Consider the following 14,140-nt stretch of genomic DNA (forward strand, 5'->3'; position numbering starts at 1 on the left):
GGTTTTTTTCGTTTTAATATAAATAATTGACAAAATGTCAGTCTAGATTTATACTAAGGGTATAAATCATTTGGAGGTAACAAATGAGAGATGTGAAGGCACCTGAGGTTAGACGGCGTGAAATCATTGATGCCTCTATGAAACTTTTTATGGAAAAAGGCTATCAAAAAACGCGGACACAAGACATAATTGAACGGGTTGGGATTTCGCGGGGCTTACTTTACTATCATTTCAAAAACAAAGAAGATATTTTATATTCTTTGATTGAGTTATATACTGAACCTCTGGCTAGAAGTTTATCGACTATTGCTAATGCTAATGATTTAAGCCCCGCTCAGAAAGTGAAAGCTTTTTTCGATGAAACGGTAATTGATCCCGCAGGGAAGACAGCTGAGAAGGAAACTTTGCAAGAGACGGTGGATATGAAAGCTAACCATTACTTGATGGATCGCTTTTCCCATAAATTAGTAGAGCAAACCAGTAAGGATTTGACCAAGATTTTTGAAGAGGGACTGGCTAAAGGAGACTTTCATATTGAGAATCCCAAAGAATTGGCTCAGATGTTGATGACTGCATACGTATTTACCGATAAGTCTTTACAAACACAAGATTATATACGGACTTTCCACGAGTTAATCAATAAAGCTCTGGGAGAAAATATTTTTTAAAAGCCGATGAATGAGTTCGTCGGTTACTTTTAAAAGCTAAACTGACAAAACGTCAGTTGTTGAAGAAAGGAATTTTATGTTAAAGATTAATCATTTACACAAGACATTTGGAGATAAAGTTGCTGTCAAAGATTTGTCTTTAGAGATTAAAGCTGGTGATGTTTTTGGTTTTATTGGCCGAAATGGAGCTGGAAAAACAACTACTATTAAGTCAATTGTTGGTATTTCTGATTTTGATTCTGGTGAAATTTTTGTCAACGGTCATTCTATTAAGAAGGAGCCGATAGCATGTAAGAAGATTATGGCTTATATTCCTGATAATCCTGACCTTTATGACTATTTAACAGGAATACAATACTTGAATTTTATAGCCGATATTTTTGAATTAAGTCTTGAGCAGCGGAAAGAAAGAATGAAGAAGCTATCAGAACGATTTGAAATCAGTCAAGCTCTTGGTCAAATGATTTCCTCTTATTCTCATGGGATGAAGCAGAAATTAGCTCTTATCGGAGCTCTGATTCATTCTCCAAAGTTGATTATTCTTGACGAACCCTTCGTTGGCTTGGATCCTAAAGCTTCTTTCGAATTAAAGAAAATCATGACAGAAGTCGTGGAAGCTGGTGGAGCCATATTTTTTTCAACTCATGTTTTGGAGGTGGCGGAAAAAATATGCAATAAAATTGCAGTCTTAAAGGATGGCCAACTGTTAGCTCAGGGCCCGACGGCTGATGTTAAAGGTAATCTATCCTTGGAAGATTTCTTTATGGAGGTTGTGGAATGAGTAAACTTGGAAAGCTTTTTAAAATCCAACTGATTGATTACTTTCATCTAAATAATTGGAAAAAAAGGAGTGGTAGTAATCGGAAAAACTTCTTCTTGACAAGTTTAGGGATAGGTCTGGTCCTCTTACTCTTATTTATCTACAATACAATGACGGCTCTATCTCTTGTAAAACTTGGACAAAGTCCGTTAATTCCTGCGTATATGGTTGCGGTCTCTAGTCTTATTGTCTTTTTTATCACTTTATTTCAGGTTAATGGTATTTTATTTTTTAGCCATGATAGCCAAAGATTGGTGCCTCTACCGATTAGTTCTGGAGCAATCCTAGCCAGTAAATATCTTTTCTTATACACTATGAGTCTAGTTTTGACCCTACTATTTACCTTGCCAGGTCTAATTGTTTGGTTAAATGATGGTTACTATTGCTCAGGTTTATTTTTCTTCCTCATTCTAGCTTTTGTTCCTTTGTTGCCACTGACCTTAGCAGCTTTTTTAGCCTACATCATCATAATGCTAACCAAAAATATGAAGTGGAAAAATTTTATGAACCTCATCATAACTCTGTTAGTAATTTTGAGCATAGGGCTTTGGCTTAGCTCTAGCATGTCAGGAGGAATGAAAACGAGTGATATTGGTCTAACTCTCTCTAAACAAGTCAGCAGACTTTATCCTTTAAGTTTTATCTTTAAAATTTGGAAGGGGCAGTTTAACATTGGCTATCTTATGTTTTTTGTTTTGATTTCTTTGGGCTCAACTGTTTTATTTATTGCTTTAGTTGCCAAAGAAAAACTTTATAGGCAAGAGAAGACAGGGCGCTCTAAACCTAAAGCAAGTTGGTGGTCCAATGGCTATAAAAAGCATTCCTTATTCATGTCACTTTATTTGAGAGAACTTGCTCACTATAGATTCTCTTATATGCTGATGCTTAATACAAGTTTGGGGGTCTTGGTTTTATTGGGCTATAGTCTGGCCTTGCTCGTGCTACCACCCACCAAATTAGAGCAAATGCTTGGACCGACAGGTATGGCTGGACAGATGGAACATTTTGCTCCGCTTTTAGTAGTTGCAAGCTTATCAGTATCCTGCACAACAGCTTCGGCTCTTTCATTAGAAGGCGAACATATCTGGCAGTTGCAGAGCTTACCTATTTCTTTAAGGGAGGTTGCTAATAGTAAGTTGGCTCTTAATCTCTCCCTTCACGCTCTTGCCTATATTCCAGCAATTTTGGTTCTTGTCTGGTGCTATCACTTGTCTGTTTTAGAACTTGGTTTAATGTTTGTTATAGCAGCTAGCTACTCATTAACCATCTCTACCCTTGGATTGTATGCAAACTTGCAGCATCCAAATTATCATTGGGATAACGAAACGATTGTAATCAAGCAAAGTCTGCCTGTTATCCAAAGCTCTGTTCTGTCTATGATTTTAATCGGACTTCCACTAGCAGTTTCATGGATATGCAAGGTTTCATTAGAACTCAGTTTATTTGGCATATCTGTTCTCGTCCTACCGTTATTAACACTATTTCTCTATAGAAGAATCGTTAAAGTAAGTTATCTTCAAAAGGAGTATTAAAAAATGAAAATAGAGTCTAAAGATATTTTTGTTCTTTGCCTTTCAATTATTGTCATTTTAATTATTTGTCAATTTCTCCCAAACTGGGTCCCCGTGCATTTCAACAGCAAGGGAGAGGTAGACTTTAAGGTATACAAATATTTTCTTGTTTTTGCTGCTGTAATCCCTTATTCTCTATATTATAAATATTTCAGGAAGAAAGGGGAGTAGTGAAAATCTTCCTCTTCCTGCCTTCATTCCCCACCCAATTTGCCTAGTCTGGCATTTTATGTTATATTTTGATGACAAAGCCTAAACTGAGGATGAGGACATGAAGAAGCGTTACATTACTGGATTTGACGGCCTGCGGACGATTGGTCTTTTGGCGGTTATTTTTTATCATATTTATCCGTCTATTTTTAGGGGTGGCTACCTGGGTGTAGCCCTCTTCTTTGTCTTATCAGGCTATTTGATTACAGATCTTCTCTTAAGAGAGTATGAAGCCAATGGTAGGATTGCGGTTAAGGCCTTTCTCTTGCGGCGGTTTAAACGGCTCTATCCCAATATGATAGCGGTCATGCTCCTGAGTACGGTCTACATGTACTTTTTCCAGAAAAATCTGCTCAATGGTATGCGAAATGTCTTCTTGTCCAGTATTTTCTCGGTCAATAACTGGTGGCAGATTGCTAAGGGCGGTTCCTACTTTGCTAAGTTGCTAGCTGAAGCTCCTTTTGAGCATTTTTACAGTCTGTCCATCGAAGGGCAATTCTACCTTTTCTGGCCTCTGATTATCATTGTCCTGATGCGGATTTTCCGCAAGAATCGGACGGTCATCTTTAATGTCCTGGATATTATCCTGCTCTTGTCTTTTGTAGAAATGTCCCTGCTCTACAAGGCCCATGTGGATCCGACTCGGATTTACTACGGAACGGATACCAGGCTCTTTTCTATTCTTATGGGAGCAGCTTTAGCCTTTATTTACCCAAGCGATCAGGTGGATAAGATCAAACTATCTCTGCGGGACCGGCAACTGTTCAATGGAATGGCTATCGTTACCCTAGTTGTTTTGATTATCTGTTTCTTTGCCCTGCCTGACCAAGAGTGGTTTACCTATCGGGGAGGCATGTGGCTCTTTTCCTTCCTCAGTTGTGTTCTGATTGCTCTGATTGTCCATCCCAAATTGGCAGCCAATAAGTGGCTATCCAATCCTGTAACCTCCTATTTGGGAACTCGTTCCTATGGCATGTATCTTTGGCAGATTCCTGTTTTGACCTTCGCTGAGCTCAAGTTGCCCAATCCCAAGTCTCTACCATCGGTCTTGATTGCTTTAGCCTTGGTGGTCATTCTGACTGAAATCACCTATCGCTTGGTGGAAGCGCCCTTACGGCGAATTACCTGGCGGAAGGTTAAGGATTTTTATCAAGAAAGACGCCATGTCTGGTCTTCCTTTGTTAAATGGCCTGTGACTTTACTTGTTTCTGTGGTGGTAGCAGGAGCCCTCTTCCTTGTCTTTACGGCACCAGACAAGACAGCTGCTCAAAATAAGATTACCGACCAACTTAAACAAAACCAAGCCAAAATGAAGAAGCAAAATCAAGTTCAGCAAGCACCGGGAACACCGGCTGACCCAGCCATTCTTAATAAGTACGGCATTAGTCAAGAAGAGTATGACATTGTCAACCAAAAGAAGGTGGCTATTCTTGGGGATTCCATGATTGCCATGACCTACGATGACCTGCACGAGGTCTTCCCCAATGCCTTCTTTGATGGAGCCATTGGGCGCAAGCCTCAGCATACTTTGGAAATGGTCCAAGAAGCGGTCACTAACCATCCTGAATTGGACACCTTGGTCATCGGTATCGGAATTAATCGAGATGAAAATGGCGGTACTCTAACGGCTGACCAGATTGATCAGGTTACGCAGGCTGCCGGCGGGCGCCAGGTCTATTGGATTAATATTAATTTGGAAAAATCCCAATATTACTGGACCAATGATGTCAATCAAGTCTTGAGCCAAGCAGATCAGAAATATGACAACCTGCACATTATTGACTGGTATGGGGCTTCCCACGATAAGGAAAGCCAGCTCCTCAGCGAGGACATGACCCACCCGAACGACCAAGGAGCCATTGCCTATACTAAGACGATTGCGGATGCCATTTCAAAATAGAGATTCAAAAGACAAAATGACTTGAGTTGCTGCTCAAGTCATTTTAAGATGTTCTAATTTTGATGTTGGAGAGTCACCCATTGGTCGTTTCATTTAAACTGGATTAGTCTCGCTTAGCTCTCAGGTCTGCGAGAATTTTTTTGGCGGTTTCTAGATTGAGGTGCTGGGCAGACAGCAGTTCTTGGACTATCTTTGGCACCTCTTTTTCGCTGGCTCCGGCTAGCAAGGCAAGGGATTTAGCCTGCAGTTTCATGTGGCCGGCTTGGATCCCTTTTCCGACCAAGGCCTTGAGAGCAGCGAAGTTTTGTGCTAGACCCAGGGAGACAATTAGGCCGGCTAGAGTTTTGGCATCGGGATGGCCTAGGAGGTCAAAGGCAACTTGAACGCTAGGGTTAAGGCCGATAGAGCCTCCTTTGGTAGCGATTGGCATGGGGAGGGTTAGGCTGCCCTTGACTTGGCCGGCCTCCTTATCATAGGTCCATTGGGATAGGCCTCGATAGGAGCCGGAAGTAGCAGCGTAGGCATGACCGCCAGCTTCGATGGCCCGCCAGTCATTGCCAGTCGCTAGGACCAAGGCATCAATTCCGTTAAAAATTCCCTTGTTGTGGGTGCTGGCCCGATAGGGGTCAACTTGGGCCAGCTGAGAAGCCTGTTCCAGTTTTTTGGCTAAATTCTCGGCCTCTTCCTTGTTACGACTGAGAAAACGCAGGTCAACCGTACACTTGGCTGTCACTAAGCTATCTGTCGCATAGTTGGAGAGGATAGCCATGAGACTTTGACCGCCCGAGAGCTCTTCCAGCTTGGGAGCGATGGCCTCCATCATGGTATTGACCATATTGGCCCCCATGGCTTCCTGGGTGTCTACTGAAAGATAGACGATGAGGAAGTCGCCTTTTTCTGCCAAGGTCAGGTCTCTGGCCCCGCCTCCTCTTTTGACGATGGAAGGGTGGGCTTGGTTGGCCAGCTGGGTGAGGTCATCCTTATGAGCTAAAATCGCTTTCTTGGCGGCCTGCCAGTTGCTTAGTCCGATCAAGGCAACTTGGCCCAACATTTGTCGCTGATGAACCTCGGTTTTAAAGCCACCAGAGCGTTTAATCAACTTGGCCGCATAAGAGGCAGCAGCGACGACCGAGGGTTCCTCGGTCACCATGGGCAGGTTGTAGGTTTGACCATTGACTAAGAAATCAGGAGCTAGGCTTAAGGGAAGAGCCAGACGGCCAATCAAATTTTCTGCCATCTGGTTGGCTGTCTCTAGGGGCAGGAGTTCTTGCCTCTTTAATTTATCCAAGCCTGCTTGGGAGAGGGCCTGATTGTCTTCTAGTATTTGCCACCGTTCATGGGGGCTTTTCTTCGCAAATCCTGTCCAAGATACCATATCTGCCATCCTTTTCGTTCGTATTTTCTCCCTAAATTATAGCATAAGGCGGGATTTTCTGTAACTTTCTAAGGGATTTTGATATAATGAGGGCGTATATTATTCGTAAAAGAGGTAAAAACTATGGCTATAAAAATTGGATTGTTAGGTTTTGGGACAGTTGCCAGCGGTATCCCATTTTTACTTAAGGAAAATGGAGAAAAGATTACGGCAGCAGCCAAGGATGACTTCGAGATTGCCAAGGTTTTGGTCAAGGATGACGAGGAAAAAAATCGTCTTTTGGCTGCCGGTCATGACTATAATTTTGTCACTAATCTTGATGCTATTGTGGAAGATCCTGAAATTGACATTGTGGTTGAACTCATGGGACGGATTGAACCAGCCAAGACCTTTATCACCAAAGCGTTGCAGGCTGGTAAGCATGTCGTTTCTGCCAACAAGGACCTGATTGCTACGCATGGTAAGGAAATCATCGGTCTGGCTAAGGAGAAGGGGCTGGCCTTCTATTATGAAGCAGCAGTTGCAGGAGGAATTCCAATTCTGCGGACTTTAGCTAACTCTCTGACTTCAGATAAGGTGACACGGATTTTGGGTGTCCTCAACGGAACTTCCAACTTTATGATGACCAAGATGGTTGACGAAGGTTGGACCTACGAAGATGCTCTCAAAACCGCTCAGGAGCTGGGCTATGCTGAAAGCGACCCGACCAATGACGTGGAAGGGATTGATGCGGCCTACAAGGCAGTCATTCTCAGTCAGTTTGGCTTTGGTATGACCATTGACTACGAAGATGTCAGCCATCAAGGGATTTCAACCATTACTCCTGACGATGTCGCCGTTGCTCAAGAATTGGGCTATGTCATCAAGCTGGTTGGGGATGTCCGTGAAACGGCCTCAGGTATCTCTGCTCAGGTTTCCCCAACCTTCCTGCCTAAGGAACACCCGCTGGCTAGCGTCAATGGTGTAATGAACGCTGTCTTTGTTGAGTCCATCGGTATCGGCCAATCCATGTACTATGGTCCTGGTGCGGGACAAAAACCAACAGCGACTTCTGTTGTGGCTGATATTATCCGCATTGGTCGTCGAATTGTTGACGGCAATGTCGGTAAATCCTTCAATGAATATCATCGTCCAACTCAGTTGGCCAATCCGGCTGATGTTAAATCAGGTTATTATTTCTCGCTCAGCGTTCCTGACAAGAAGGGGCAAATCCTGCGGTTGGCAGAAATTTTCAACGGTGAAGATGTTTCCTTCTCCCAAGTTCTCCAACAAAGAGGTGATGGCAAGCAGGCTAAAATTGTCATCGTTACCCACGCCCTCAGCCTGACCCAATTGGACAATGTCAAAGCCAAATTAAAAGCTCAAAGCGATTTCACCCTCTTGAATAGCTTTAAGGTATTGGGGGACTAAGATGAAAATTACAGTTCCAGCAACCTCGGCCAATCTGGGGCCGGGTTTTGATTCGGTAGGGGTGGCCCTCTCCAAATATTTGACCATTGAAGTGCTTGAGCCTGCTGCTGACTGGCAGGTCGACCACGATTTGAGAGACATTCCCAGCGATGAAAATAACCTCTTGATTCAGACGGCTCTGCAAATTGCTCCCGACCTGACTCCTCAGCGGATTAAGATGACGTCTGATATTCCTCTGGCTAGGGGACTGGGCTCCTCTAGTTCGGTGATTGTAGCAGGGATTGAGTTGGCTAATCAATTGGCTGGTTTGCAGCTCTCTGATCAGGAAAAACTCAATCTAGCCACGGAAATCGAGGGCCATCCTGACAATGTTGCTCCAGCTATTTTTGGTAATCTGGTAGTCGCCTCTTATTTGGATGGGCAAGTTTCCAGCGTGGTTGCTAATTTTCCCACCTGTGACTTTCTGGCCTTTATTCCTAATTATGAATTGAAAACCAGCGAAAGTCGAGGGGTTCTACCCACTTCCATGACCTATAAGGAAGCTGTAGCGGCCTCCTCCATTGCTAATGTGGCTATTGCAGGGCTTTTGACAGGAGATTTATCAAAGGCTGGCCAAGCCATTCAAGGCGATCGCTTCCACGAGGCCTATCGGCAAAATTTGGTCAAAGAATTTGCCCCAATTAAGAAAGTAGCTCAAAAATCAGGAGCCTACGCCACCTATCTATCTGGGGCGGGTCCAACTGTCATGAGTTTGGTTCCACTCGGTCAGGGTCTTGACCTCAAAGCTGCTCTTGATGACTTGAAACTGGACGGCCAGACCTTTGTTTTAAGCGTTGATAAAGAAGGTGTTCGCCTTGACTAAAACGCACAAGGGACTTTTGCTCGGAGTATCCGCCTATTTACTCTGGGCTTTTCTATCCCTCTATTGGAAGCTCCTAGCTGGGGTCAATTCCTACAATACTTTTTCTTATCGAATCATTTGGACGGCGGTGACCATGCTGATCTATATGCTGGTTAGCAGGAACCGTAGCCGTTACACTCAAGAGCTAAAAGAGCTATGGCTGGATAGAAAACAGTTTTATCGAGCCATCGCAGCGGCCTTTCTCATCGCCATCAATTGGCTGACCTATATTTATGCCATCGCCAATGGTCATGCGACCGAGTCCAGTCTGGGCTATTATATGATGCCCTTGGTTTCTGTCTTCCTGGCTCTAGTCATTCTTAAGGAGAGTCTAACACCGGCGACCAGTCTAGCGGTTTTGGTGGCAGCAGTAGGTGTAGGGGTTCTGGTCTGGCAGACCGGCCATCTCCCTCTAATTGCTCTGCTTCTAGCCTTTTCCTTCGGCTTTTACGGCCTGCTTAAAAAGGGAACCAGATTATCTAGTGATGTCGCTATGCTTTTTGAAGCTGGTGTCATCCTACCCTTTGTGCTGGTCTATTTGCTCTTTTTTAGTCATGAAAGTTTGACAGATTATAGTTTGGCAGAAAATATTCTCCTAGCCTTGTCGGGGATTATTACGACCATTCCTCTCCTGCTTTATGCGGAAAGTCTCAAACTGGCTCCGCTCAATCTGGTCGGGTTCATCCAATATCTCAATCCGACCATTCAGCTCTTGATCGCCCTGATGGTATTCGGGGAGAAGCTCAGTCTAGGCCAGATCTATGGCCTGATTTTCATCTGGATAGCCATTGGCCTCTTCGTCATCGGCCAGATAGTTTTATTAAAAAGGCAGAAATCTTGACCGAGGATCGGGATTTTTCTATTTCTGTGCTATACTGGTAGAAGGGCCGGAGGGCTATTTTATTTTGTTAAGTCAAAGAAGGAATGGGAATGAATTATCAAGAAGCACTAACTTGGATTCACAGTCGGTTGAAATTTGGGATCAAGCCTGGGATTGAGCGGATGACTTGGATGCTGGATCAGCTGGGAAATCCGCAAAAGAATCTGCGGGCCATTCATGTGGTTGGGACCAATGGTAAGGGCTCGGTTGTCAACAATCTCCAGCATATTTTCACGGCGGCCGGTTATCATATTGGCACCTTTACCTCGCCCTATATTGTGGATTTTCGGGAACGAATTTCTTTGGATGGTCAGCTTATGCCCGAGGAAGACTTGGTGGCTTGTGTCGAGCTAGTGAAGCCGATTGTGGAAAGTTTGCCGGCTGACTTGGAAGCGGCAACGGAGTTTGAGACCATCAGTCTGATTATGTTCCTCTATTTTGGTCGCCTGCATCTTGTGGATTTGGCAGTCATTGAGGCTGGTATGGGTGGGCGTGATGACTCGACCAATCTCTTCCAGGCTCTGGCTGTGGTTTGTCCCTCTATCGGCTTGGATCACCAGGCTGTTTTGGGCCAGACCTACGGGCAGATTGCTCAGAATAAGGCTGGCGTGCTCAAGGCTGGCGAGCCTCTGGTTATGGCTGTCCAACAGGAGAAAGCCAGACAGGCCTTTTTAGAGCATGCTCAGGCAGTAGGGTCTCCTGTTTACGAATGGCAGAAGGATTTTGAAATGTCGCCTTCCCAAAATGATTGGACCTTCCGAAATAGTCGGACGAGTCTGACTGATTTGCGGCTGGCTATGCCAGGTCAACACCAGGTGGCTAATGCCGCTCTAGCTATTGAAACAGCCCTCTTGCTCAAGGACCGCTGTCCTGAACTCAGTGAGGCTGCTATCCGCCAAGGTTTGGCGACCGCCAAATGGCAGGGGCGGACCGAACTTTTGCAACCCAATCTGATGATTGACGGTGCCCATAATAATGAGAGTGTCCAAGCTCTGGTTGACCTAATCCAGAATGACTACAAGGGCCGAAAGGTTCATATTCTTTTTGCGGCTATTGATACCAAGCCCGTCGTCAGCATGTTAGAGAAGTTAGCCAAGCTGGGTCAGGTCCAGGTGACTACTTTCCCCTACCACAATAGCCTGGCTTTGGACGATTACCCTGAGCCTTACCAGCGGATGGCCGATTTTGAGACTTGGCTGGCTCAGGTTTATAAGGCAGATTCAGCAGATTTTTACCTGATAACAGGCTCCCTCTATTTCATTTCCCAAGTGCGTAAGGAGCTTTTGAAGAATTCCCCTCAATAGGGTATAATAGCGACAGTCAGATAAGTGAGCCGATAATGCTCGAATATCGGACTTAGTGAGCAGTTTAGAGAGCGGGACAAAAATCGTGATTTCGGAGAAATCGATTTTGTCGTCCCGCCTCCGTACAGTTGATTAGGACGGCTGCTATCATTTGCATAGCAAGGGATAAGGACTTCCAATCAACCACTGCGTCAAACTGTCTGACGTTAAAAAAGTAACGAGGTTAGGAGCTTTTGTCACAGCCCCGTAGGAAATAGAGCGATTTTAATCGCCTCTTTCCTTAACTGATTGAATTGAACCCGCCTACAACTCTGTGAATTTAGATGAAATCACCTAGGTGCAAGCCCCCTTCGGTGATTTCCCTAAAATTCTGTGAGTTGCTTGACGGCATGGTGACACGAAAACCAGCCAGTCGAAAATACTGGCTGGCTGAAGTTAGTCAGGGAGCTAGGCAATCAGACTAGTGATTGCCGTTAGCCAGCTCTTGTATGGACAAGAAGGTGGCTTTGCTCCGTGGTATCTTATTTGAAAGGCTAGCAATAAATTAAAGAGGACGAGATGTTTAATCAAGAAAAGGCCCAAGAAGCCATTTATCAACTTTTAGAAGCCATTGGGGAAAATCCTCAGCGAGAAGGCCTGCTGGAAACCCCTAAGCGGGTGGCCAAGATGTATGCCGAGATGTTTGCTGGCCTGGGTGAAAATCCCAAGGATCAATTTACGGCTGTCTTTAGCGAAAACCATGAGGAAGTTGTCCTAGTCAAGGACATTCCCTTTTATTCCATGTGTGAGCACCATTTGGTGCCCTTTTACGGGGTTGCCCATGTGGCCTACCTACCCAGTCAGGGTAAGGTAACGGGTCTTTCCAAGCTGGCTCGGGCAGTAGAAGTGGCTAGCAAGCGGCCTCAGTTGCAGGAACGCCTGACCGAACAAGTGGCAACAGCTCTAGAAGAAGCCCTAAATCCTAAAGGGGTCTTTGTCATGATTGAGGCTGAGCACATGTGCATGACCATGCGGGGCATCAAAAAGCCTGGCAGCAAAACGGTAACGACCGTTGCCCGGGGCATTTTCCAAGAAGATAGGGACCAAAGGCAGGAGTTACTGAGCCTAATCAGGGAGCACTAAAAGGAGAAGGCATGTCACAAATCATTGAAAATGAAGTCACAAACCTACTCCATGGATAAGAATCAGAAAGAGGACTTGGATGAATATTGGACAGTTTGAAGTTGCGGGTAAGGCCTGTATCATGGGGGTTCTCAATGTAACCCCTGATTCATTCTCGGATGGCGGTTCCTATACCCTGCTTGAAAAGGCCTTGGTTCAAGTCGGGGCTATGATTGAGCAGGGGGCAGCCATTATTGATGTCGGTGGGGAATCTACACGGCCTGGGGCTGACTTTGTCTCTCAAGAAGAGGAAATTGCCCGAATCGTACCGGTTATCAAGGCCATCAAGGAAAAGTACGATGTTCTTGTTAGCATTGATACTTATAAAACTGGGACAGCTCGTGCCGCCCTCGAAGCGGGTGCCGATATCCTCAATGATGTCTGGGCTGGTCTCTACGATGGGCAAATGCTGGCCTTGGCTGCTGAAAAAGATGTTCCCATCATCCTTATGCACAATCAAGAGGATGAAGTTTATGATGATGTCACCCAGGACGTTTGTAACTTCCTGCTTGAGCGTGCCCAAGCGGCCTTGGAGGCTGGCCTTGCCAAGGATAAGATTTGGTTGGATCCAGGTTTTGGTTTTGCCAAAAATGAGCAGCAGAACATTGACCTCTTAAAGGGGCTGGAACAGGTGACTAATCTGGGTTATCCAGTCCTCTTTGGTATTTCCCGCAAACGGGTGGTAGACTACCTTCTGGGGGGCGGTCACACCAAGCCCCTGGAGCGAGATATGGGAACCGCAGGCCTGTCAGGTTATGCCATTGAAAAGGGTTGTCAGATTGTCCGGGTGCATAATGTTGAAGCTAATCGTGATATTGTCAAGGTCATCAGCCAATTAAGGTAGGAAAAATGGATAAGATTCTTTTAAAAGGTTGTCGTTTTTATGGTTATCACGGAGCTCTGCCAGAGGAAAATCGCTTGGGACAGATTTTTGTGGTCGATGCTCAATTATCCTTGGACTTAACTAAGGCCTCACTTCGCGATGATTTGGCTGATACCGTGCATTATGGCCTTGTTTTTGAAGCCATCCAGCGACAGGTGGAAAATCAGTCCTACCAGTTGCTGGAGCGGTTAGCAGGAGCTATTTGCCAAGATATTTTTGACCAATTTGCTCCTGTCCAAGCTATCAAGTTGCGGATTTGCAAGGAGAATCCGCCTATTGCTGGTCATTACGATAGTGTGGGAGTAGAATTGGAGCGAAGTCGATGAGTTCAGTCTTTCTCAGCCTTGGCTCCAATATGGGAGACCGTCGGGCCAACTTAAAAGAGGCCCTAGAGCGATTGGACCAACTTCCACAGACACAGCTGCTCGCCGTCTCCTCTCTCTATCAGACCCCTGCCTGGGGCCTGACAGAGCAGGCGGATTTTCTAAATCTAGCCTGTCGGCTGGAAACGATACTAGCCCCTCTAGACTTGTTGCGGGCCTGCCAGTCTATTGAAAATGATTTGGGGCGAGTGCAGCAGCAGCATTGGGGACCGCGAACTCTGGATATTGATATTCTGCTCTATGATCAAAAAGTGCTGGACCAGCCTGACTTGACCCTACCCCATCCCTATATGAAGGAGCGGGCCTTTGTTCTGGTCCCGCTTTTGGAAATGGATAACAGTCTGGCCGACCCAGTCACAGACCTGCTCTATGCGGCTGACTTAGCTAAGTTGTCAACCCAGGGAATTGAAAAAATCTCAGGCCCTCTTAAGTAGACTTAACTTTTGAATTTTGACGAGGAAGTTTAGCAAGGTTTAAAAAAAATCCTCTACTTGGTCTTTCGGTTGACTGATTCTTGGGCTGATAGACTGAGAGAATTTCTCTGTTTGGTCCTCGGATTGACCAATTCTTGGGTCGATAGATTCTGGAAATTCTCTGCTTGATGTTTGAGTCAAGTAATTCTTTGTCTGACACACTGGGAAATTTTCCACTGGCTACTTTGAGTGCCTTGGTAA

14 protein-coding genes are annotated in these 14,140 nt (G+C 45.1%); 13 read left to right on the top strand and 1 reads right to left on the bottom strand.

Annotated features, from left to right (window positions below; all coding sequences use genetic code 11):
* Nucleotides 1–83: 83 nt before the first annotated feature.
* The 5 genes from BS63_RS0101450 to BS63_RS0101470 all read left to right on the top strand — a co-directional run bounded on the left by BS63_RS0101450 (nt 84) and on the right by BS63_RS0101470 (nt 5,169).
* A complete protein-coding gene (locus tag BS63_RS0101450) occupies nt 84–668 on the top strand; it encodes a TetR/AcrR family transcriptional regulator (protein ID WP_002961616.1) in 585 nt (194 codons plus the stop codon).
* A 76-nt stretch (nt 669–744) separates the two neighbouring features.
* Complete coding sequence (locus BS63_RS0101455; RefSeq protein ID WP_002961617.1) at nt 745–1,449, top strand: ABC transporter ATP-binding protein; 705 nt, start codon at nt 745–747, stop codon at nt 1,447–1,449.
* Nucleotides 1,446–3,020: a hypothetical protein gene (locus BS63_RS0101460; protein ID WP_002961619.1), complete on the top strand. Its 1,575-nt coding sequence runs from the start codon at nt 1,446–1,448 to the stop codon at nt 3,018–3,020. The genes BS63_RS0101455 and BS63_RS0101460 overlap by 4 nt, the downstream gene beginning before the upstream one ends.
* A gap of 3 nt (nt 3,021–3,023) precedes the next feature.
* Complete coding sequence (locus BS63_RS0101465) at nt 3,024–3,230, top strand: DUF1648 domain-containing protein (RefSeq protein ID WP_002961621.1); 207 nt, start codon at nt 3,024–3,026, stop codon at nt 3,228–3,230.
* 100 nt (nt 3,231–3,330) lie between these two features.
* The gene (locus BS63_RS0101470; protein WP_019790147.1) at nt 3,331–5,169 is read left to right on the top strand and encodes an acyltransferase family protein; all 1,839 of its coding nucleotides are present in this window, start codon (nt 3,331–3,333) and stop codon (nt 5,167–5,169) included.
* Nucleotides 5,170–5,272: 103 nt separating this feature from the next.
* Here BS63_RS0101470 and BS63_RS0101475 read toward each other — a convergent pair whose 3' ends face one another.
* Nucleotides 5,273–6,553: a hydroxymethylglutaryl-CoA reductase, degradative gene (locus BS63_RS0101475; RefSeq protein ID WP_002961624.1), complete on the bottom strand. Its 1,281-nt coding sequence runs from the start codon at nt 6,551–6,553 to the stop codon at nt 5,273–5,275.
* Nucleotides 6,554–6,667: 114 nt separating this feature from the next.
* Here BS63_RS0101475 and BS63_RS0101480 point away from each other — a divergent pair, with 114 nt between their 5' ends.
* The 8 genes from BS63_RS0101480 to folK all read left to right on the top strand — a co-directional run bounded on the left by BS63_RS0101480 (nt 6,668) and on the right by folK (nt 13,900).
* A complete protein-coding gene (locus tag BS63_RS0101480) occupies nt 6,668–7,954 on the top strand; it encodes a homoserine dehydrogenase (RefSeq protein WP_002961625.1) in 1,287 nt (428 codons plus the stop codon).
* A gap of 1 nt (nt 7,955) precedes the next feature.
* On the top strand, nt 7,956–8,816 hold the full coding sequence (gene thrB, locus BS63_RS0101485) for a homoserine kinase (RefSeq protein ID WP_002961626.1): 861 nt from the start codon (nt 7,956–7,958) through the stop codon (nt 8,814–8,816).
* A complete protein-coding gene (gene rarD / locus BS63_RS0101490; RefSeq protein WP_002961627.1) occupies nt 8,809–9,696 on the top strand; it encodes an EamA family transporter RarD in 888 nt (295 codons plus the stop codon). Before thrB ends, rarD begins: the two co-directional genes overlap by 8 nt.
* 89 nt (nt 9,697–9,785) lie before the next feature.
* Complete coding sequence (locus BS63_RS0101495; RefSeq protein ID WP_002961629.1) at nt 9,786–11,039, top strand: bifunctional folylpolyglutamate synthase/dihydrofolate synthase; 1,254 nt, start codon at nt 9,786–9,788, stop codon at nt 11,037–11,039.
* 558 nt (nt 11,040–11,597) lie between these two features.
* Entirely contained in the window at nt 11,598–12,161 is a 564-nt protein-coding gene (gene folE / locus BS63_RS0101500) for a GTP cyclohydrolase I FolE (RefSeq protein WP_002959260.1), read from the top strand.
* Between the two features lie 79 nt (nt 12,162–12,240).
* Nucleotides 12,241–13,044, top strand: a complete 804-nt coding sequence (gene folP / locus BS63_RS0101505) for a dihydropteroate synthase (RefSeq protein ID WP_002959258.1) — start codon at nt 12,241–12,243, stop codon at nt 13,042–13,044.
* 5 nt (nt 13,045–13,049) lie between these two features.
* Complete coding sequence (gene folB / locus BS63_RS0101510) at nt 13,050–13,409, top strand: dihydroneopterin aldolase (protein WP_002959256.1); 360 nt, start codon at nt 13,050–13,052, stop codon at nt 13,407–13,409.
* Complete coding sequence (folK, locus tag BS63_RS0101515; RefSeq protein WP_002959253.1) at nt 13,406–13,900, top strand: 2-amino-4-hydroxy-6-hydroxymethyldihydropteridine diphosphokinase; 495 nt, start codon at nt 13,406–13,408, stop codon at nt 13,898–13,900. Before folB ends, folK begins: the two co-directional genes overlap by 4 nt.
* The last annotated feature ends 240 nt before the right edge of the window (nt 13,901–14,140 follow it).

This window comes from Streptococcus sobrinus DSM 20742 = ATCC 33478, from assembly GCF_000686605.1.
GTDB lineage: Bacteria > Bacillota > Bacilli > Lactobacillales > Streptococcaceae > Streptococcus > Streptococcus sobrinus.